The organism is Planomicrobium sp. CPCC 101079 (genome assembly GCF_007859275.1).
In the GTDB taxonomy this organism is placed as follows: Bacteria; Bacillota; Bacilli; order Bacillales_A; family Planococcaceae; genus Planococcus.
Genome location: NZ_VOHC01000021.1, coordinates 68,263 through 88,013 on the forward strand (window position 1 = coordinate 68,263; position 19,751 = coordinate 88,013).

20 protein-coding genes are annotated in these 19,751 nt (G+C 43.9%); all 20 read right to left on the bottom strand.

Annotated elements, in window-relative coordinates:
- Positions 1-16: 16 nt before the first annotated feature.
- Entirely contained in the window at positions 17-2,086 is a 2,070-nt protein-coding gene (topA, locus tag FQV28_RS08245; RefSeq protein WP_146495414.1) for a type I DNA topoisomerase, read from the bottom strand.
- A gap of 108 nt (positions 2,087-2,194) precedes the next feature.
- The gene (dprA, locus tag FQV28_RS08250) at positions 2,195-3,088 is read right to left on the bottom strand and encodes a DNA-processing protein DprA (RefSeq protein ID WP_146495416.1); all 894 of its coding nucleotides are present in this window, start codon (positions 3,086-3,088) and stop codon (positions 2,195-2,197) included.
- A gap of 436 nt (positions 3,089-3,524) precedes the next feature.
- Positions 3,525-3,890 carry a YolD-like family protein gene (locus tag FQV28_RS08255; protein ID WP_146495418.1) on the bottom strand — a complete coding sequence of 122 codons (366 nt, stop codon included), beginning with the start codon at positions 3,888-3,890 and terminating at the stop codon, positions 3,525-3,527.
- A 126-nt stretch (positions 3,891-4,016) separates the two neighbouring features.
- Positions 4,017-5,051, bottom strand: coding sequence for an N-acetylmuramoyl-L-alanine amidase (locus tag FQV28_RS08260; RefSeq protein WP_146495420.1), 1,035 nt, complete (start codon positions 5,049-5,051; stop codon positions 4,017-4,019).
- The gene (locus FQV28_RS08265; protein ID WP_146495422.1) at positions 5,051-5,293 is read right to left on the bottom strand and encodes a phage holin; all 243 of its coding nucleotides are present in this window, start codon (positions 5,291-5,293) and stop codon (positions 5,051-5,053) included. The genes FQV28_RS08260 and FQV28_RS08265 overlap by 1 nt, the downstream gene beginning before the upstream one ends.
- A 15-nt stretch (positions 5,294-5,308) precedes the next feature.
- Positions 5,309-5,665: a hypothetical protein gene (locus FQV28_RS08270; protein WP_146495424.1), complete on the bottom strand. Its 357-nt coding sequence runs from the start codon at positions 5,663-5,665 to the stop codon at positions 5,309-5,311.
- Positions 5,666-5,754: 89 nt separating this feature from the next.
- The gene (locus FQV28_RS19165; RefSeq protein WP_186763816.1) at positions 5,755-5,928 is read right to left on the bottom strand and encodes a hypothetical protein; all 174 of its coding nucleotides are present in this window, start codon (positions 5,926-5,928) and stop codon (positions 5,755-5,757) included.
- Positions 5,929-6,060: 132 nt separating this feature from the next.
- Positions 6,061-7,422: an O-antigen ligase family protein gene (locus tag FQV28_RS08275; protein WP_146495426.1), complete on the bottom strand. Its 1,362-nt coding sequence runs from the start codon at positions 7,420-7,422 to the stop codon at positions 6,061-6,063.
- A 92-nt stretch (positions 7,423-7,514) separates the two neighbouring features.
- Positions 7,515-9,092, bottom strand: coding sequence for a hypothetical protein (locus tag FQV28_RS08280; protein WP_146495428.1), 1,578 nt, complete (start codon positions 9,090-9,092; stop codon positions 7,515-7,517).
- Positions 9,092-9,448: a hypothetical protein gene (locus tag FQV28_RS08285; RefSeq protein WP_146495430.1), complete on the bottom strand. Its 357-nt coding sequence runs from the start codon at positions 9,446-9,448 to the stop codon at positions 9,092-9,094. The genes FQV28_RS08280 and FQV28_RS08285 overlap by 1 nt, the downstream gene beginning before the upstream one ends.
- Positions 9,449-9,766, bottom strand: coding sequence for a hypothetical protein (locus tag FQV28_RS08290; RefSeq protein WP_146495432.1), 318 nt, complete (start codon positions 9,764-9,766; stop codon positions 9,449-9,451). It lies immediately after the preceding gene.
- Positions 9,750-9,899, bottom strand: coding sequence for a hypothetical protein (locus FQV28_RS19170; protein WP_186763817.1), 150 nt, complete (start codon positions 9,897-9,899; stop codon positions 9,750-9,752). Before FQV28_RS19170 ends, FQV28_RS08290 begins: the two co-directional genes overlap by 17 nt.
- Positions 9,896-10,081, bottom strand: a complete 186-nt coding sequence (locus FQV28_RS08295; RefSeq protein WP_146495434.1) for an XkdX family protein — start codon at positions 10,079-10,081, stop codon at positions 9,896-9,898. Before FQV28_RS08295 ends, FQV28_RS19170 begins: the two co-directional genes overlap by 4 nt.
- Entirely contained in the window at positions 10,082-10,426 is a 345-nt protein-coding gene (locus FQV28_RS08300; RefSeq protein ID WP_146495436.1) for a hypothetical protein, read from the bottom strand.
- Positions 10,427-10,442: 16 nt separating this feature from the next.
- Positions 10,443-11,060 (bottom strand): hypothetical protein, encoded by a 618-nt coding sequence (locus tag FQV28_RS08305; protein WP_146495438.1) that lies wholly within the window; start codon positions 11,058-11,060, stop codon positions 10,443-10,445.
- The gene (locus FQV28_RS08310; RefSeq protein ID WP_146495440.1) at positions 11,057-12,100 is read right to left on the bottom strand and encodes a hypothetical protein; all 1,044 of its coding nucleotides are present in this window, start codon (positions 12,098-12,100) and stop codon (positions 11,057-11,059) included. Before FQV28_RS08310 ends, FQV28_RS08305 begins: the two co-directional genes overlap by 4 nt.
- Positions 12,101-12,112: 12 nt before the next feature.
- A complete protein-coding gene (locus tag FQV28_RS08315) occupies positions 12,113-13,507 on the bottom strand; it encodes a phage baseplate protein (protein WP_146495442.1) in 1,395 nt (464 codons plus the stop codon).
- The gene (locus FQV28_RS08320; protein WP_146495444.1) at positions 13,507-13,785 is read right to left on the bottom strand and encodes a hypothetical protein; all 279 of its coding nucleotides are present in this window, start codon (positions 13,783-13,785) and stop codon (positions 13,507-13,509) included. Before FQV28_RS08320 ends, FQV28_RS08315 begins: the two co-directional genes overlap by 1 nt.
- Positions 13,786-13,788: 3 nt before the next feature.
- Positions 13,789-15,810 (bottom strand): fibronectin type III domain-containing protein, encoded by a 2,022-nt coding sequence (locus tag FQV28_RS08325; protein WP_146495446.1) that lies wholly within the window; start codon positions 15,808-15,810, stop codon positions 13,789-13,791.
- Between the two features lie 5 nt (positions 15,811-15,815).
- Positions 15,816-19,742 carry a peptidoglycan DD-metalloendopeptidase family protein gene (locus FQV28_RS19635; RefSeq protein ID WP_146495448.1) on the bottom strand — a complete coding sequence of 1,309 codons (3,927 nt, stop codon included), beginning with the start codon at positions 19,740-19,742 and terminating at the stop codon, positions 15,816-15,818.
- Positions 19,743-19,751: the final 9 nt, after the last annotated feature.

Consider the following 19,751-nt stretch of genomic DNA (forward strand, 5'->3'; position numbering starts at 1 on the left):
ATAACACCTCTATAAATTATTGAACTTCTTCTTCGTAATCACAATTCACGCAATTGATTTGAACGCCTTTTTTGACTTTCTTTTCAACCAGCAATTGGCTGCATTTCGGACAAGGGCGTTCGATCGGTTTGTCCCATGACACGAAATCACATTCCGGATAACGTTCACATCCGAAGAAAATGCGCTTTTTCTTGCTTTTGCGTTCGACAATCTCGCCTTCTTTGCAAGTTGGGCAAGTAACGCCGATATGCTTGACGATCGCTTTTGTATTCCGGCAATCCGGAAAATTGCTGCAAGCCATAAATTTGCCGTAACGGCCTAATTTAAAGACCATCGGAGATCCGCAAACTTCGCAGTCTTCTCCTGCTGGTTCATCTTTGATTTGGACTTTTTCCATTTCGCTTTCAGCAACTTCCAAGTCTTTTTCGAACTCTTGGAAGAACGCATCAATGATGGCTCTCCAATCGATTTCCCCTTCTTCGATGCTGTCAAGATCGTGTTCCATTTTCGCTGTAAACTCGATATTTAAATTATCCGGGAAGAATTCAGACACTAATTGATGGACGATTTCGCCAAGCTCAGTCGGAATAAAGCGTTTCGCATCAAGGGTTACATAGCCACGCTTCTGGATCGTATCGAGTGTAGGCGCATAAGTTGAAGGACGGCCTATGCCCAGCTCTTCCAGCGTCCGGACCAGTCTTGCTTCCGTATAGCGCGGAGGCGGTTGGGTAAAATGCTGTTTAGGTAAGATATCTACGGCTTTAACAATATCGCCTTCATTCATATCTGGCAAAATATTGTCTTTCTCATCCGCTTGGTCGTCTGTCCCTTCAACATATAGCTTCATAAAACCAGGAAACTTTACTTGAGAGCCGTTCGCCCGGAAGACCGCTTCACCGCTTTGCAGTTCAGCCATTACCGTATCCATTACTGCCGGAGCCATCTGGCTGGCGACAAACCGTTCCCAGATTAATTTGTACAACCGATATAAATCTCGTGACAAAATATTTTTTACGGATTCTGGCGTGCGGTAAACACTTGTCGGGCGGACTGCTTCGTGCGCATCTTGAGATGTTGACGCCTGTTTTCCGGCTGCTGTTTTTGTTGCGTATTCTTCACCATATTGGCCCAGAATAAACTCAAGAGCATCTTTTTTTGCGGTTTCCGAAATACGGGTGGAGTCGGTACGCATATAGGTGATCAATCCTGTAACGCCTTCTTTGCCGACCGAAATTCCTTCGTATAGCTGCTGCGCTAGCATCATCGTCTTTTTAGCACGGAAATTAAGTTTGCGGGCTGCTTCCTGTTGAAGGGATGAGGTTGTAAAAGAAGGGGAAGGATTTCTCTTTCTTTCTTTTTTCACCACGCGGTTCACTGTAAAGTCTTTGCCATTCATCGAAGCGAGTACTGCTTTAACGTCTTCTTCGTTGCTTAACTTTGTTTTTTCTGCTGAACTGCCATAGAATTGCGCTTCAAATTTTTTCTTCGCTTTCTCGAATTGGCCCGTAATTGACCAATACTCTTCAGGTTCGAAATTTTTGATTTCGTTTTCACGGTCGATAATCAGGCGGAGCGCTACAGATTGTACGCGTCCTGCCGACAATCCTTTTTTGACTTTTTTCCAGAGCAGCGGACTGATGCTGTATCCGACTAGGCGATCAAGTATCCGTCTCGCTTGCTGTGCATCCACAAGGTCCATATCAATTTGGCGAGGGTGTTTGAAAGACTCTTTGATCGCATCTTTTGTAATTTCGTTAAAGACGACACGGCAGTCTGAGTCTTGGTCAATCCCGAGCGCTGTAGCCAAATGCCATGCAATTGCTTCTCCTTCTCTGTCAGGGTCAGCCGCGAGAAAGACTTTTTTTGCTTTTTTTGCTTCTTTTTTCAAATCTTGCAAGATGGGGCCTTTTCCTCTGATGGTTATATAGCGAGGCTCATAATTATTCTCAACGTCAACTGCCATTTGGCTCCGCGGAAGATCACGAAGATGCCCAAGAGATGCCCGGACTTTATATTTCTTTCCTAAATAACGCTCAATTGTTTTCGCCTTTGCCGGCGATTCAACAATCACTAAAAAATCCGACATGAATATTCCTCCTCATAGAGGTTTCTTAAAACTATAGTATAAATAAGAATTACCTGTGCAAAATGTATAACAGTTTTTCCCTTAATGCAAGGCTTTTAGTTTTGATAACTATTTTTTGGCCGTCATTTCTCTGTATTCTTCGAGCACTTGCCAGCCATTCCAGACAGGTTTTGCGCCTTCTGCAATCAACTTATGAGGCCCTTCGGAAAGCGGAGAGAAAATATTTCCCGGCACCGCAAAAATATCTTTTCCGTGCTCTATTGCATGATCGATGGTGCTCAATGTACCGCTCTTTGTTTGAGCTTCTGTCACCACTATGCCGCGGGATAAACCGCTGATAATCCGGTTGCGCATCGGAAAATTCCACTTTTTCGGCTGCATATAAGGGGGATATTCGCTAATAATCAAATGATTTTCTTCTATTATATTATGCAATTTCAAGTTCTCTTTTGGATAAGGATGTAAAAACCCGCTGCCCGTGACGGCAATCGTCGAACCGCCAAAAGCAACCGCCGTTTCGTGCGCCATGGCATCTGCGCCTTTTGCCAAACCGCTGACCACGATAAAGTTATTTTCGACAAGAGGCGGGATGATAAGCTCCATTGCATTCCGGGAATAGCTTGACGCTTTCCGGGAACCGATTATGGCAATCCGGTTTTCATTCTCCAATAAACCAATATGGCCTTTTGCGTAGAGAATGGCGGGTGGATCAATCAGCTCCAACAAACTTTTCGGATATAAGGGATGAAAATAAGATATGGGGGTAATTTTATGTTTAAAGTAAAGGTCTTTAAAGGGGATTCGCAAAGAATCAGCAAAAGCTGTTTTTAAACGCGCGGCGGAAGCGGCTGAGATTGAAAGTTTCTGTGATAGTTGTTGCGCGGAAAGTTCCTGCAACCGTTCAAGCTGCAAGTCTTCCTGCATCAGCAGGTTCAATTTGTTTAACGGCTTCGGGTAAACGTAGTGCAAAGCAAGCAGGCGTTGAAGAAAATCATTTTTCATCTTTTTCCTCCATTCTATATATAGAGAGAATCCGGCCAGGAAGACACTCTAATGCCTATACTAATGAAATTTACACATTTTGTAAATATGTTCTTTAAGAATTTATCAGACTAAGCTTTTGTAAACTTTTTCCGAACTGTTGGGATTCTTGTGTTTCGTAAAAAATGCAAAATGAAAAAGCCCGGAACGCTGTTGGGACAACGTTCCGAACCTTATTTTAAAATTAATGAGTTTTACAAGCGTCGTAAGAGCGATGAAATCCAGCGTACTTTTCCACCCTTTCGCTTTCATTTATAATTGAGTTTCTACTATATAATAAGTGGGCTTGTACTCCATGAATCATTTCCAGACTGTTTTAATCGCGCGAGGGTTTGTGTGAGACTTTAGGTTAGAATCAAAAATGCCCTTCACCAGATTAGGTGGAGGGCTTCGTTTTTTAATCAACTAAGTTAATCGATACAATCTCATCAATGTTCAAGGTGCGCTTTTTAAATGGATCCTCATAAGTAAGTATCCGGCTTTGAGTGTTAATGTCGATAATCGTTCCGTGGTGCCGTGTTACTTCCCCATCTCTCCATGTGTGAATGATAGCGTCGCATTTGCGCTGCAACCCGATTGCCATTTCTTCCTGGATCAGCTGCAGGTCATATTCGTCTAGTTTCGGTTGTGGCATCTTCTTATCTTCTTCGGCCAATTCTCGAAGCATCTGCACATGTTCTGTCAAAAACATCCCCTGCCACTTCAACGTTCCCCTGTCCTTGATATCCCCGACTTGCTTCATATGCTTATTCAGATTTTTCATGCTGTCCACTCCTTAAAATAAGAACGTTTGTTCTCATTCTATACCACCATTTTGCTTGTGGCAATCCTATTTAAGGAAATAAAAAAAGCCCTCCACCTTAATTTGGTAGAGGGCTTTTGCACATCATCATTTTTTAGGAACCATAAGGAATTCTTTGCCTGATTCGAATGCATCTTTTACCTGACGCTGGATATTCTCCAATTCTCCAAAGGTTCCGATTCTCTTGCCATTGATATCCACACGGAAGTCATACGACTTTGGCTTTGCTGCGGCTGCCTTTTTTTCTGCTGCCTTCTTCTCAGCCGCCGCAATCACTTCTTTCAGCTTCGCCTGCGTCTCTTTTCCGGCATACCCGTCCACTTCGAGCTTGTACTTCTTCTGGAATGCGATGACCGCTGTTTTCGTTGCTGGTCCGTAACTGCCATCTACCGTTAACTTAGGTGATGCACCAGCTGCGTTTAAATTCGTCTGCAGTGTTTTAACTTGAACGCCTGTATCGCCTTCTTCGAGATAGCTCTTGCTCACTTGGACCACTTCCTTTTCTACGGTTTTAGATGCTTCAAATGCGAAGCCGAAATACTGTGTAACCATTTCAGCGTGGATGTTCATTAGCTTCGTTTGAACGACTGGGTTAAGCAGATAGTTCTCAAGTTCGCTTCTTGTGGTGAAGAAGAAGTTCTCGGTCAGAATTGCTGGCATATTCGAATACCTCAGCATATAGAAACCGGACCACCCATCCGTAAGGTTTGAAGCGAATGTGCCGCCCTGCCATGTCGGGAAGCCATTTTGGTTAAGCAACGACGCATAATAACCAGCTACTCGTTTGCCATCTTCGCTGCCCTTCCAATAAAAGGCCGCTGCACCGGTCGCTGTTCGGCTGGCTGAAGCATTGCTATGGATATCGACAAGCAAATCAGCCTCTATTTCATTGGCATAATCTACACGCTGTTTTAGTGTCATCTTCCGCCCATTTTCCTGCGGGAAATAAACAGTGAGTCCCTTAACTTTGCGAAGGCGCTCTACGGTTCCTTTTGCAATAATAAAATTCGTGTCAAACTCCTCGTATACGCCATCTTTCTCTAGATCTGTTCTAACTCCCTTGGCCCCAAGTGTCTCCCATGTATCGTGGTCATGTCCTGCGAATACAACGACTTTCTTCATCAGTAATCCACATCCTCTCTTGGTTTTTCGTACTGTAAAGCATCTACACTATCTCCGATGCCTTCAGTTGTCGGATCGATAATGACTCCTGCTGCTGTCAGCAAACCAAAGAGCAGTTGAACATAGACCTCGTATTTGCCTGCAGGCACTACACCGGCATCCGTTAAAATCAACCCGATTAAACCGGCAAGCGCAAAATAAAATGCAGGGTGTTGCAAACGAACTTTCCAATTGATTTTCATCTGTGTTTCCTCCCTTTATTTGGTTAACCAAAATTCAATAACAATATAAAGAACTCCTCCGGCACCTGCTACTTGGCCAAATATCTTCCATGCATTATCCCAATTCCCTTTAATGATGCCTTGTTTGCCCACCAGTATTTCATGATCACGTTGTCGCTGTGCGTCTTTGCTTTTATCGCGCTCGGTAATTAAATCCCACTGTTTATTTAACGTGTCACGAAAAAATTCTTGTTGCGCTTGATTGCCTTTTAAGATAGTGTTTTCAAGATTCACGTAATTGTTTTCGACTTTCTCAACACGTTTTTCCAATATGCCGATTCGCTCTCCGTGATCTTTAACCGTTTCAAACATACCGTCGCCTCCAGTTGGCATCCTGTATCCCCCCTTTTTCTCTTTGAATGTATATAAAAAAGAACGCCCGCATGGACGTCCTTGAATTTATGCAAAACAAAAAGAGCACCCTATTGGGTACTCTCCTCGTTTTCTACGCTACCGATTTTTATATTCAGTTTCGCCAAATTCATTTCAATTTCTTCAATCAACACCAAGCATTCTTCATTGCCGGTATGCTCGACTCTTAAAAAGTTGAGGTTCGCTTGCATTTCGGCAATCGCTCTGCTGTATTCCTCTTTCATGATTATCACCTCGCCGTCTACTTAATAGTAGCAAGTCGAATGGGCGCCTTCCGCAGAAAGAGGAGTTGCTTCGTTACCGCGCAGTTTATTCCAAATGCAATGTAAAAAGCATCCTTAAAAGGATGCCAATTTCTATATACCTTCTTTTTTTATAGGTTTGTACAAAATTGAACCAGTAATTAAAAATAGAATTAACAAAATTCTGTAATCATGTAAAAAGTAATTATCAAACATACCTTGGACTATAACGATAATATAAGACCCAATTAAAGCAAGATATAGCGGATTCTTTGTTTGCTTATACTTCTTTGTTGAAGAGAATAACACTCCAAACAAGAGCAAACATAATGAAAATACTCCAACTATACCACTCCACGTCCAGGCTATTAGATAAATATTATGAGGAGGGAAAGAACCCAAGTACGGTCCCATTCGAAATGAAATTTGTTCCCAACCTCCATATCCTAATCCTTGGATATAAGGAGTATTTGATAATGCGAAATTCCAAATCATCCACCTTGGGTCATTCTGAAGTGCACTTAAACTAAGACGGTCTACAATATTAACAAAATAACCTGAATTCATAATCAATATCCCTATAACGATTATAGGTAAAAGAAGGATTACGCTTCGAATCCAAGCTTTTTTCTTATTAGAATTCAATACCCATAAGAAGAAAAAAGAGAATAACAAAGCGATAAGTCCTGCTCTTGAATTAGTAGCTAGTAAGGCACCAAGATAAATAAACAATGTAATATTATGAGCCTTGTTATTACTTTGAATTCTAACCGCTAATGTTATCCAAAATAAAATACCGAAAAAGACAGCAGCAACATTGGTATTAACAAAAAATGTCCCTGCCTTACTTGGATCTAAAATGTTATTTTTACCTGCATCGAATAAAGCATTTACTGTTCCGCGTTCAATGAATAATTCTGAAATCGATCCTTGGAGGAAACTGATCTCTAAATTTGGCATTAGCAAGAAAATGATATTCAGTATACCTATTGGTAAACCGATTAAAGATAAACTTTCCAACAATTTTATAGAAGAAGATTTAGCCGCAATCCTTTGACCCACTAAAATGACTAAAAAGCCTAATATATTTATCAACATTAATTTGAATCCTAATTCTCTATCAGGAGCATATAAAATACCAGTGCTCAATCCCAATAGATAGACAATATAAATCCATGAAATTTTTTGACTAAAATGAGATTTGAATGACAATAGTAATGAAAGTATCGCTATGCTTAATACAAGAATAAAACTTATGTTTAACATACTATTTCCTACTGGTAGATAAAATATATAAAGAACAGAAACAGGAACAGTGAATAAATAAAGTAATTTCCTATTAACAACAAAGTACACTAGGCCTAACAACGCTAACAGTATCAAAGGATGATACACTGCTGCAGCTGAAGCATATATAAGCGCGCCTACCAAAAGTAAAAGTTCTTTCGAATCAACTTTCCTTACTAAATTTTCCATTTTAGCACTACACCTTTTCAATAATATGTTTTATTCTACCATATCTTCTAAGTTGATGTAATGCTATTAATCGAAAGTAGATGGGGCATAAATTAAAGCACATTTATAACAACGTCATCAAACCAAGCTGAGCCAATTGCATTGTCAACGCCAATTGTAAATAAAACCCTGAAGCATCCTTTAGGCGCTTTCGTGTACCACTGGAAATTCTTCCAGTCACTTGTTCCGGTTGACTTGTGAATGATTTCTGTTTTTATAACTATTCCATCATATGATACAAATTCCAGTTTAATAACTGCGCCTTTCCAATCTGCTCCGTCAGAAACTACGCCATCTGTTTTATAACGTGCCTTAACGTAAACCAAGTCCCCTGTTTTTGTGGGAAGGTTTTGCCGTCTTCGTGCATAGTGGGTCTGATCTACCCCAGTAACTGCGCATTTCAGAGCATTAGAGTCTAGTGATGTTGAGCCATTGGGACTTGAAGCCTCCGTCCAACCAGATAAACTTGTAAAATCACCGTTCATCAATTGATTGAGATACGTTGATATATGAGCAGCGTTCCCATTGTTATTCGTGTTGGTTCCTTTTCGGAAGTCGTACCAAATATCTCTCGCTTTGATGATTGGTTCTTCGGTTCCTAATACTTTTATGAATTCGGTTTCCTTCCCAAAACCTTCGATAGAAATGTCATTTGCTACAACACGGGATAACCCGCCCTCTACGGAAATAAAAGCCGAACGGTTGACAGTCTCCGCGGGATAAAAACTAGTCCCAAGAATGTGTAGTTCTGCTTTCCACGCATCTGCGTTCATCCTCCGTACTTTTAATGTGGGTGTGGTTTCGCGATCTTCAATGTATCCCCCAAAAATAAAGACCTTTCCGCGTTCAATATTGAAATGCAAATCGTTGTAATCGAAGCTACACCCAAAGAATCGTAAATCCACATACCCGCCAGCGGTCGGTAAAATGTGAACAGCAGTAGCATTTTTTGCAGCATTGGTTGAACTGTAGAAGGTACTGCCAAAGAAGGAAATGTTTTCTCCTGTATTTTTATTTCCCTCATATCGCAAAATTTCTTTTTGGGCGTGTCCAGCTACCACGTTATAGCCTTTAAAACACCAAATGTTATCACCAAAAACAAACTGATAACGGAAACCATCAATTTGTACATTTTGCATCGTCATTTGATCAATATGTTGTTGGAATGCTTCGTTAACAGGAATATGAAGATAGAAACCATCTGCCAGTGTAGCTTCATCAAGTGGTCCTTGAATGAATAACCCTTCTATTCGTTGCGTCGCAGATTCATGGCTGTAGCTCGACGTGAGTGTTTTGAAAGCATAGCCACTTGTCAGGCCGCTAAAATCCAATTTCGGTTTTCCGCGTCCGATAATGCTTATTTTGGTTGGGTCAAACGTTAACCCTGTGTTACAAATATATGTGCCTTCCGTGATAACGACTTCACCTGCAGCTATGCTGTCGATTGCCCTCTGTATTCTCGGATTGTCGGAAGTTTCAACGCTTAATCTCGATCCGACATATGCCACACTTTTCGAAAAAACATTAATTTCTTTCGTATTTTCCGCCAACTGCGCGGTAACGTCATTCACTTTTCCCTCTAAATACCGCGGATCGTTCTTCAAATCCGGCTTCTTCGTTTGCCATGGCATTACTTCAACACCTCCGCCCGGTAAGCGCTTGTTGCGGTAATCGTCACGCTGGTGAAGGCATCGAATAACGCATAATAAGATTCTCCAGGAAACACTTTGCGTGTCTGTCCGTTAATTGTAAAAGACACATTCGCAATGCCGTCATTCGCGATTGAAAAGGCATATCGCGCATCTGAAAACGTTTTAGTTTCCGTTGCGCTACCTTCCCACGCTTCAGCTGCAACTGTCCCGTGCTGGATAAAAGCATTCGCACCGTCACGCCCGGTAATGTACTCGAATTGGTCTGTCTGTGGATTGTAATACTGCGGTGCCGGTTGTCCGTTTGCTTTCACCAACGCTTTGTCTACTGCTGCCATTTAAACGCCCCCTAATGTTTTCTGAATGGAAATTGTGATATAGCTTTCTGTGGGAAAAGTCTCTGTCTTGCCATCAGGATACGTCACGCGAAACTCCGCCATCATCTTGCCCGCTTCATCTGTTTCGCCGGGCTCGAACACCACCATCACTTGGTTGTCCACAATGGGTACTTCCCGGTCAATCATCCGACTGGTAAAGCTTTTCGCCATGACAAACCGGACACGCGCCCCAGTTAAATCCACCACATTCCCTTTCGCATCCTTCAACGCCGCTTTGATGGCGTGCCGCGTATCCCCTTGCTTAATGCTCAGATTCATGCGCTACCTCCTTATGCTCGACTGCCATACTTAATGTGGAAAGAAAAAAGCCGGTTGAAGATACGTCAACGAGCGACGCCTCCACCTGGCTTTCCACAGATTCGATTTCTACTTTATTTTCCGTTTGCTTCATCCTGCAGCGCCGCCTTCCACAGGAGAGGATTCGGCAGGTTCTTCCGCTACTGGATACGGTTCACCGGTAATTTCTTCATATTGTTCTGTGGACAGCTTCCCCGCATAAACGCCGTCTGCTACCATTTCTTTCGTCCACAGCTTACGGTCGTACATTCGTTTGATCGCTGCATACCAGTCCATCTACATTCCTCCCATCATGACGGCATAAAGCAGTTCGGCATTAATCTGCTCCGTTTCTGCCAGTTTCCCTTCTGTTTCCATCAACTTCACTTCTTTTTGCATGGCATCATAGAGAAGGAATGCATTGTCACTCTCGGCAATCTCCAAGCGTTCCCGATCAGATACAGGGCGTGGTTCATAGGGTGGTGGCTCACCACCCTCTACCCATTCCTCGCCATTCCAACGTGGTTTGTATAATCCCCCGGGGCATCGATGCGGAATGGTATTATGTGTTAGCCTCTTAACAAACGCCTCCCCTATCATGTAGCCATCTTCATCTATGATTCTTACAAATCGTTCTTCCATGTTCATCCCTCCATCATCAATCCAACGGAATGATTAAATTTGCGTGTACGTAATTGGATTGAGAACCGACCAAGAACGCGCTAAATTTCACTTCGCCCACTTCATTCACCGATATCTCCCCGACGCCATTTTGAATCGATACCGGCACATTCTGCCGCTGTTTGGGCCAATGGGAAGTTGGCAACACGAATATCACAGAAAGCGATGTCGGGTCTTCGTTCTTGATAATGCCGCGCATCACCAATTGGTTCATGCCGTTCTTGTAGTAACGCAGTCCCAAAGATCCACTGTAAAAGTTCGACCAGCCGTTGATGAAGGTCGGCGTGACCGGCGTGGGATTCGGCGGCAATTTCATTACCGGTTCTTCTCCCGCTTCGTACCGTTCAATCCGGCCAAGGATGATATAGGAGCCCTTCACGGCTTTTAAGTACACTCGCTCATTCGGCTGCGGTTTGTAGCTGGATAGGAACGGATAGCCTTTTCCACTCGCCACATCCTCACCGTCGAAAATGATCTTAGGCAAACCAGATGTATATTGTGAATCTATCCGGCCCAGCTTATCTGTTGGCTGTTTATCTATTATCCCTTTTACTATTTCTTTAATTTGATTTACTAACCAATTTCCTGTCATCATGTCAATGACACCACCTTACGCGCTTCATGACTCATGCTGGCTCCAGCCTTTAACGGCATGGTCCAATCTGTTTCTGCATATTTTGCATCAATACCGAGTGTTCGATTTTTTAGGACGAGAACATTGGAATAGCCGTGAAAAGGCATTAAAGCAGTTGAAAAGGTAACTTTTCCATAGATTTGAGATGCTTCAAACGCAATACGCTCCACGTAACTATCCAATGTCTCTTGATCTGCAATATCATCTTTCTCTTCAACCCGAACAACACGGCGCCCGAGATTCACAGTCGATAACGGATGTTCCGGATTGTCATTTACAAAGGTTGATTTTAATACAGTATCGGTATCAGGATTTGTTGCAATCACGACAAAAACATTCGGCAAATTAAAAGTATCTAGTGTTTCTTCCAATCCTGGAATCACTACAGATTCCCCATTATCCTCATACACATAATATTCAGGTGATTCTTGTGGGCTCTTGTATTGTTTCGATTGATAGAATCCATATTCATCCACAAAGAACGGCGTGAAGTTTAAATCACTAGCCAGATCATTCAGAATCAGCAATTTTTCCGTACCTGGTTCGTATTCTTTTGCCGTGGGCAATTTTTTGTCGTTATTTTCGATAATGTACCTATATTGTCCAGCTGAATTCAATACCTCGATCATGCAGTCGTAATAACTACGACCTGCAGCAAAGGTTAATCGGTCGATAATTTTATCTTCTTTAAGAATCAGCAACTTGTCATAGGCTTCAATATCCCGAACAACGCTGATTCCTTTTTCGCGTTTTGTTGGTGTAGAAACTAAAAAAACGCCTAACGGATAAGAAAGCCAACCGTTTCGCGCTCGTTCAATCATATGTTTTTTTACGTCTTCTGGAATCGATTGATTTGGCATAGTGAAGAAATAATCGGTCTCTTTCCAATGCCTCTGTTTGAACTCATCCGGCATCTTAAACTCGATGTACGGCTGAATCCGCTTGTTCGTCCAATCCACTTCTTTCGGTTCGACTCGGTATAAATCACCCCAAGAGGCCATGAATTCCCTCCTCTACATTTGTGTCAGTGCTTGTTTCCACCAGCTGCCGGCATTGCCGGCACTGAAGACGATGCGGTAGGCGACCGTGATTTCTCCGCTTGAGTTCCGCACCAGAGTTTGGTTGACGCCGCCATTTGGATTCGTTCCGGATACATAGAGCCACCAGCCTCCCACCCCTTTCATGGGATGGTCCGTTAGTTGATCCGCTTCTTCGGCCGTCATATAGTAATCGCCCGATTCGACAATTTGCGACAGTGCCGTGATTTTGGCCATGTTAATCCGCTTGGATTTTCCGTCATTCCGTATCAACGGGAATTGTTGAGTACGATCCAGCGCATAGCCGAAAAACTTGTTGACACCGGCGTTGTTGGAGAAGGCGAATAACCGGTTCCGTCGTCTGTTCGCTTCATCCCCCACAATCACCGTAAAAAGCGTTTTAAAGCCGGTGTTCGGGTCGGTATATAGCGCCAGCCCTTCCGGCTCCCCGAAGTCTTCCACATAGGCATTCGCATACGTTTTACCGGTCGGCTGCTTCCATTGTGCAACGGTTTGTCCGTTTCGCATGTCGATAGCGAGCAGATGGAAGTCATCCGCAATCTGGCCAAGCGTCACGTACAGCATGTGCCCGTCAAAAGCGAGTCCTTGGAGTGTCCCGACGTTCATTTCCGCTGTCCAGTGATATGTGTAGAGTGGCGCATTGAATACGCCGGCCTTTACGTTTGCGTAGGTGTGGACTTCGACACGCGTCGCTACATTGCCGTTCCCCAAGTTATTGGTATGGCGAATGGCGAGCAATCCGTTTTTCATATCCGATAATGGCGTCATGTACTGCGCCGCAATCGGGAATTCCAGCACGCGCTGCACCCGTGAATCTGCAATGGTGATGGTTTCTCCTGGCAGGTACGGATAGCGACAGAGCCACTGGGTGCCGATGCCGCCGGTTGAATTGGCCACAATCAGGTTCGACCAAATATAAACCTTCCCGTTTTCCCGTTCAATGCCGATGGTCGTGCCGTGTCCGCCTTGCCGCAGGTTCATGTGCGACAGCAACGTGCCGCCTTCCGTGACGCGCGAGATGCGAAAACCTTCCAGTGAATCGCCTGACGTATTGTAGACTTGCGTTGCGTAGATTTCCTTCGCCGTTTCATCGAATACGATGAACTGGTTAATAGTCGTATTCGACAATTCCAAGTCGTACAGATAGGAAGCACTTGCTTTGCTCAAATCAAATTCTTTTTCTTGCGCTTTCGTCAACGCATTCGACAAACCCTCTTCCAATTCGGCACCGACGTTACCCGCAAATGCATCGATCTTTTCGAAGTTTTCCGCAAGTGTTAAATCAATTTCCAAGTCCGTATCCAACCGGTTCGGCTTGTATAGGTTAATATTCGACGTATATTGGGGCACTACAACTCACTCCATTTCTTTGCTCCGACGTCCCCCCAAGTAGCGTAGGACTCTTGTAGGTAAGATGCTTCTCTTACAGTAAAATTAGCAGTCCTTTTAATATCAGAGAATGCCGATTGTTTAACTTCACCACTTTCTACGGTTGTCAATTCAGTGATAAAATTATCTTCAATATCTAGAAGATGATAGCGAAATCTAACCTCTCGAGATCCTGTTTTTGCATGCAGCATGTCTTTTACTTGTTGATGCAAAAAACCATCTTTAGTTAAGTCAATCATGCGCTACCTCCTTAATCCTTCGATATAATCCACTTCACTCATCGGAATGCTTACTGAATGGTAATCACTCTTTCGATCGCCAATTTGTAAGTTTTCTGCAGTGACATATATTTTCCGTCCTCTTCGATCTCTGTATAGTAATGTCTCACGCTGTTGAAGAAGTTCAATTAATTTCATCATATCTGATGTTTTAACAGTATATTCGGCACTAATATCTTGCGTAGATAATTCTCCAAACTCTGTTACCAATCGTCTTCTTCCGGCAAATTGGGTTTTCGTTGACTCAATCCCGTAACTAAATGCTTTTTTAGGAGAACTTCCAATGTTAAATATCAAATCAACATAAAAAGTCGGGTCTGATGTAAGCTGAATACGAACATGCTCAAGAGTTATTGAACCGATAACCGGAATGCTGTCCATCGTCGTTCCATTGTCGCCAACTGCATGAACGTAATATTCATAGATAGTTTCTCCTGCAGGAGTATAATCCATAAACCCTGCATTCGGTTCCAAATTGGTTGCAATTAAAAGCCACTGCCCGTTGGGTTCGCGTCGGTAGAGTTCGTTATAAAGAACATCTGGCTCGTCTACTCCCGGTAAAGGGTTATTGATTTCAAGGAACAAAGCTGCAGCTTCTTTTTCTACAGTTACAGCCAATTCAGGTTGTGGAGGAGGCACAAAAGAAGTGGCGACAGAAACAGTTGCCCAATCCGACCACAAGCCTCCCGAATCGCGTACACGCACCTTAACGATATAAGCAGTATTGTTTTGTAAAGGATTCGCAACAGAAACTGCTTTATTCCCGCTGCTTCTCGATACCTGCCAGAAGACGCCTGCGCCATCCGCAACTTCCACTTCATACTCCACCTGTCCACTGCTGGACCAACTGACCGTTAATTCTTCCGATGGAATGATGGCTCCTGGTGCCGGCGACAGAATGGTTGGCGCATCCGACTTTTCAGCCGCCAGGAACAATCCTGTGGACGACCACGGACTCGCTAACCCGCCCTGGTCTTCCGTCTGTACCTGCCACTCGATATTGCCGTAAGGGAAGGTGTTAGCCGGTACTGCATACAATTCCTGTGTCGTCACCACTTGCAGCGTGTTCCAGCTGGTCGTGCCTTGCAGCCGCCAACGGAACCGGAATAAACTTTGCTGGTCCTGGTCGTTGTGATTCCATTCAAAACGAATGGTGTTCGTCCGGTCCCTCGAAATGCCGCCTAACGGTTCAAGAAGCGTCGGTTGCGTTGGTGGAATGTTGTAGCGAAGCGTGAACACATTGGAATAATCCCATGCGCTGTAGGATTCGCCGTCATATGCCCGGACGCCCACCACAGCTGTTGACGTTTCTGTGTATTTCGATAAATCGACCGCCAGTGTCCGGCTGCTTTGCCGTTGGAAATAATGTGTCGTCTTGCCGTCTTTTAAGCTGAATTGATAGGTGACCGCCGCACCTTCTGGATCTGTGGAGGGGCCCGTACGGAAAATGGTCGAGCCGCTTAATGTTTCGCCGCCCACTGGGAACTCCAATTCCGGTTTGGTCGGTGGCAAGCTCCAATTCCCTTCAATCTCAATATAAGCACTCCGAGCTGCACCGTAGTTTCCGGAATCCCGTGGCCCGTAAAGCACAAACCCGTGGAAGCCGCCTTTTATAGCCGTTTGCACCGAGCGATAACCTGCCATGCTGATGGGAAAATCGGTGACATCGTAAATCGCTTCGCCGGTATTCGGCACAAAAGAACGCCCAGTCCACGCATAATACGGCAGACCGGACGTTTTCTTATCGCTCGTTTCCTTGTGCATCCCCAAATCGAAGGTGGCCGCGTTCGTCACGTTGAATCCTAAGTGAATTCGTGGTCTCACCTTCGAAGTTTCAAGATCCTTTAAGATGGCAGAAGAGTTGAACCCGAGATACGAGTTATATCCTTGCGAGCCGCTGACTTGGATATCACTGCCGCCGACATAAGCATTGGTGTCATCCCGGTATACGCCGAGCCACTGTATATTATGTCTTCTATACGCCAATTACCTCACACCCCTTGCTTTACCGACATGCCTAAATCGGTTACCATTTTCTTCAGTTTCACAACATCGTTTATTTCATCTGCATTGACGTTCCAATAATGATTGTGAATTACCGGTTCAGCATTACTAGAAGAACCCATCGCTATTCGTTGACCAACTGTCGATAAGCTAGATGAGGTGCCCATACCGCCAGCAAAATTTACTTCGTGGGCTGTCGGATTCAAAAGGGCATCCATGTTAAAGCCGAAATGTTCGCCTACCTGTTTCCATAGGTTCAACCCTTCTGCACGATGAGTCACAAGAGGGATAATAGCTTCCATTCCTTTTTCAGCAACCCATGCCAATTGTTTGGCTTTCACAATGCCACCTTTAAAGAAACCCTCCGGATTTATGTTCTTTCCGTTTTTCAATACTTCATAGTGTAAGTGAGGACCGGTAGAGCGACCCGTAGATCCGACTGTACCAATACCCTGACCTTTTTTAACCATGTCGCCGACACCAACTAAGTTTCTCGTGTTGTGTTGATAGATTCGTTCCATGATGCCAGATTTAATGCGAACATAATTCCCACGAAGAGCATGGTAAGCGGACTGGATAACACGTCCTGCTGCTTGCGCCTTGATCAGTGCTCCGGCCGGTGCTGGATAATCGGCCCCGTTATGGAAAACGCGTTTTTTAAGGATTGGATGCATTCGCCAACCGTAACTTGAGGACTTGCCAAATAACGGGCCGAAGCCAGGAGCAGGACCGCCATCATCGCCAAACTCATTAAGCTTCCCTTTGACTAAGTTTACCGCGCTAGATTTCACTTTATCCCATGCACCTTTGGCCATATTCGCTACGAAACTTGTGCCGCTAGGCTTTTCAACTCCCAATGTTTTAAGTGCAACATCGAGTAACTTACTTGGATTCTTGATGTAATCAAAAACATCGATGGCCGTTTCAAGAACTTTTTTGCCACCAGATTTAACTTTCCCCCAAAGATGCGTTGCCGCTTCTTTCGCTTTCCCTATCGTACCGCTCGCATACTTTGGAATGTTAGCTAAGATTGCCTTGGTCTCTTTTGCGCTCCAGACATGAGTTCCTTTCTGGAAATCAGATATGACGTTCTTGCCTTTCAGCATATACGTGGAACCATCCGGATTTTGAATCAATTCCGGTCCTGCATTGGCCCCCTTTCCATCATTGACCATTGCCAAGCCACCAGGATGTCCTTTTCTTCCTGGGGTTCCTTGATGATACTGAGGGATAGTCCATTTCGGAATATCTTTATCGACGCCTATCTTGCCGAGCACCCAGTTGACTCCGCCGATAACCCCGTTAATTCCTTTGCCGAGAGTCGATGCCAATTTATTTATAACTTTTGTGACGCCTGAAGTTACTTTTGACGCCATTGATCCGATTCCATCGCCAATTCGACCAGGTAAAGATTTGGCTGCATTTACAATGTCTGAAAAGCGAGTTTTGATTCCGTTATAGATATCCCGAAACGCTCCAGTTGTATTGGTTTTCAAAGAAGACCAGGTATCGCGCAATTTGGTTAGAATTGAGCTTGCTGAATCAGAAAGATTTGAACGGATATTCCCAAAAGTTTGCTTAATACTATTGAAAATTTCACCAAATTTTGTAACGGTATTTGTTTTTATTGACTGCCACCCAGTAGTAAATATGGTTTTGGCCCCAGATATTAAACCGGTAGTTATGGACTTTATAGAATTGTACGTATTTTTAAGGAAATTCCAGATTCCAGAAAAAGCAGTTTTCGTTGCTCCAGAAATCATTGACCATCCATTTTTAAAGCTTGAAACCATCGATGATATATTTCCGGTAAAGAGCGATTTCAACCCTGACCATAAAGAAGCAAATCCGCCTTTAAAAGCAAGAATGAATGCTTTAGCCCCACCAAGTATTTTTCCGTAGAAAGTTAACTGAACGAAGTTCCACAAAAAAGTGACCGCTCCCTTAAAGAGCTGCTTCAATCCTTCCCACATTTTCGCGAAATCCCCAGTAAATAATCCGGAGAAAATTTTCACGACGCCCATAATAATATCTAGCGCTCCAGTTATGACGCCTTTGATATTACCCCATACTGACCGGATGATGGCTAGCACAAATGGCATTACAAAATTTACCACTTTCATTATTCCGGAAAAAATATTTGATACTGCTTTTAGGAATTGTGGTCCGTTTTCAGCCCAAAAAGAAATTATCTTAGAAAAATGTGTAACTAAGAAAGAGACGATTGCTGATACGGCAGCTTGGACATGTGGCCACAAAGCAATTAGCGTTTCTCGTATTGAATTTCCTATTTTGCTGACTGTTCCGATGACTGCTGTTGCCTGTGAAACAAATCTTTCGCTAAAGCCGAGCTTCGTTAAGATATCCGCTCCGCCTTTAGAATCTCCGGAAAACATTTGAGCAAACGCACCTAATACATCTTGTACGTTCCCTCTAAATGCTGAAAGATTCATTGCCCATTCGTCCATAACGGCAATTAAATCAGGTGAGAATCCGAGTGAGGCTAATATATCCCGTCCTTTTTGGCCATCATCTTGGAACAATCCCTTAATACCTTTGATGAAATCACTTAATTTATAGCGGAACTCTGCTATCTTCGCGGCATAACCATCAAGCATCATGATTGTTTCTTCAGAGAATCCCATTCCCTTCAGAATATCTCGGCCTTTTTGTCCATCGTCCTTAAATAAACCCATTATGCCTTTAAATGTTTCTTTCAGCGGTTCTAAGCCAGTTTTCAGCCGATCAGCTGCGCCTCGCACAAAGTCCAATGCCCCGCCTAGTCCATTTTTAATTATGTCCGTTGGAAAGGTTGTAATTGCTTTCGTCATGCCCAAAATTCCGGCGGTTGCTACCTCAAGGACTGGCGCACCGATCTTCGCCTTAAAATCCGTCCAGGCTTGTGACAAGTTACCCGTCACGTTTTCCCAGCCTTCTGATTCACGAGCCGCTTGCCCCATCGCTCCGGAAACTTTGTTTGCATCTTCGACCATATCCAAAAGCGTCAATTGCTTCTGCGCTTCAGACAATTCGTTAAATTTCTTACCGAAGTTATCAATTGCCGCCGAGTTCCGCGTTGTTTCCGTAGCAGACAAACCGAGGGCAGCATCGTTCTCATAGTTCCCCTTTAAGAACGATTGAAGGCTTTCGGTTGTATCTTCAAGCGAACGATCGTAGAACGCCGCACTGTCTGCTACTGCCCGCATTGAACGGTCGGCCAAGTCAAGCGAATCGGCCGTATCCATCCCACCTGTTTTTGCGAACGCCGCAATTCCGGTAAAGCTTTCTTTCATTCGGTTTTCTAAGATGCCCGCTTCGTCCGCAATTGCACCAAGCCTTTTAGACGCTTCTTTTTCCATGTCCCCGAACACACTTGAAAACTGGGCGGTCATGGCATTGGCTGAACCTGCAGTCGCAGCTAGTTCTGTACCTATATCTTTAATTTTATCAATTGCAAATGCAGCTACTAAGACTCCGCCTAAAGTTTTCGCGACTTTGATAAACTTGCCGAATGAGCTTTCAGCATTCCCGGTTTCTCGTACAGCCGTATCTCCAAACCCCCGTGTTGCATCAGAAGCATTATCCAACTCATCACTTAAATCATTTGTTTCCTGCTGAAGATCATTCATATTCTGTTCTGCATTGCTAAGGTCCGAGGTCAAATCGTTTAAGTTATTATCCCCAACATCGCTTAGGTCTGACTCTAAACGACGAACTGAATCCCTGAAACGATCAAAGGTTTGAGAGGCATTGTTGGCATCACTTTCAATAGATGATAAAGGATCCAACGTATTAAGAACCCGCGCGAACTGGCGTCCAGTGTTTTCAGCTTGACGAAAGAAATCACCGAGCGATCTCCGTGCTTTGGATGTATCCGCGGTAATTTCGATATTGCTCTTTCCTACCGTTGCCATTTGGTTCCT

Bases quoted from the DNA above. Each gene is read 5' to 3' on its own strand.
- topA (WP_146495414.1), bottom strand. From the start codon at position 2,086: ATGTCGGATTTTTTAGTGATTGTTGAATCGCCGGCAAAGGCGAAAACA.
- dprA (WP_146495416.1), bottom strand. From the start codon at position 3,088: ATGAAAAATGATTTTCTTCAACGCCTGCTTGCTTTGCACTACGTTTAC.
- FQV28_RS08255 (WP_146495418.1), bottom strand. From the start codon at position 3,890: ATGAAAAATCTGAATAAGCATATGAAGCAAGTCGGGGATATCAAGGAC.
- FQV28_RS08260 (WP_146495420.1), bottom strand. From the start codon at position 5,051: ATGAAGAAAGTCGTTGTATTCGCAGGACATGACCACGATACATGGGAG.
- FQV28_RS08265 (WP_146495422.1), bottom strand. From the start codon at position 5,293: ATGAAAATCAATTGGAAAGTTCGTTTGCAACACCCTGCATTTTATTTT.
- FQV28_RS08270 (WP_146495424.1), bottom strand. From the start codon at position 5,665: ATGCCAACTGGAGGCGACGGTATGTTTGAAACGGTTAAAGATCACGGA.
- FQV28_RS19165 (WP_186763816.1), bottom strand. From the start codon at position 5,928: ATGAAAGAGGAATACAGCAGAGCGATTGCCGAAATGCAAGCGAACCTC.
- FQV28_RS08275 (WP_146495426.1), bottom strand. From the start codon at position 7,422: ATGGAAAATTTAGTAAGGAAAGTTGATTCGAAAGAACTTTTACTTTTG.
- FQV28_RS08280 (WP_146495428.1), bottom strand. From the start codon at position 9,092: ATGCCATGGCAAACGAAGAAGCCGGATTTGAAGAACGATCCGCGGTAT.
- FQV28_RS08285 (WP_146495430.1), bottom strand. From the start codon at position 9,448: ATGGCAGCAGTAGACAAAGCGTTGGTGAAAGCAAACGGACAACCGGCA.
- FQV28_RS08290 (WP_146495432.1), bottom strand. From the start codon at position 9,766: ATGAATCTGAGCATTAAGCAAGGGGATACGCGGCACGCCATCAAAGCG.
- FQV28_RS19170 (WP_186763817.1), bottom strand. From the start codon at position 9,899: ATGAAGCAAACGGAAAATAAAGTAGAAATCGAATCTGTGGAAAGCCAG.
- FQV28_RS08295 (WP_146495434.1), bottom strand. From the start codon at position 10,081: ATGGACTGGTATGCAGCGATCAAACGAATGTACGACCGTAAGCTGTGG.
- FQV28_RS08300 (WP_146495436.1), bottom strand. From the start codon at position 10,426: ATGGAAGAACGATTTGTAAGAATCATAGATGAAGATGGCTACATGATA.
- FQV28_RS08305 (WP_146495438.1), bottom strand. From the start codon at position 11,060: ATGATGACAGGAAATTGGTTAGTAAATCAAATTAAAGAAATAGTAAAA.
- FQV28_RS08310 (WP_146495440.1), bottom strand. From the start codon at position 12,100: ATGGCCTCTTGGGGTGATTTATACCGAGTCGAACCGAAAGAAGTGGAT.
- FQV28_RS08320 (WP_146495444.1), bottom strand. From the start codon at position 13,785: ATGATTGACTTAACTAAAGATGGTTTTTTGCATCAACAAGTAAAAGAC.
- FQV28_RS19635 (WP_146495448.1), bottom strand. From the start codon at position 19,742: ATGGCAACGGTAGGAAAGAGCAATATCGAAATTACCGCGGATACATCC.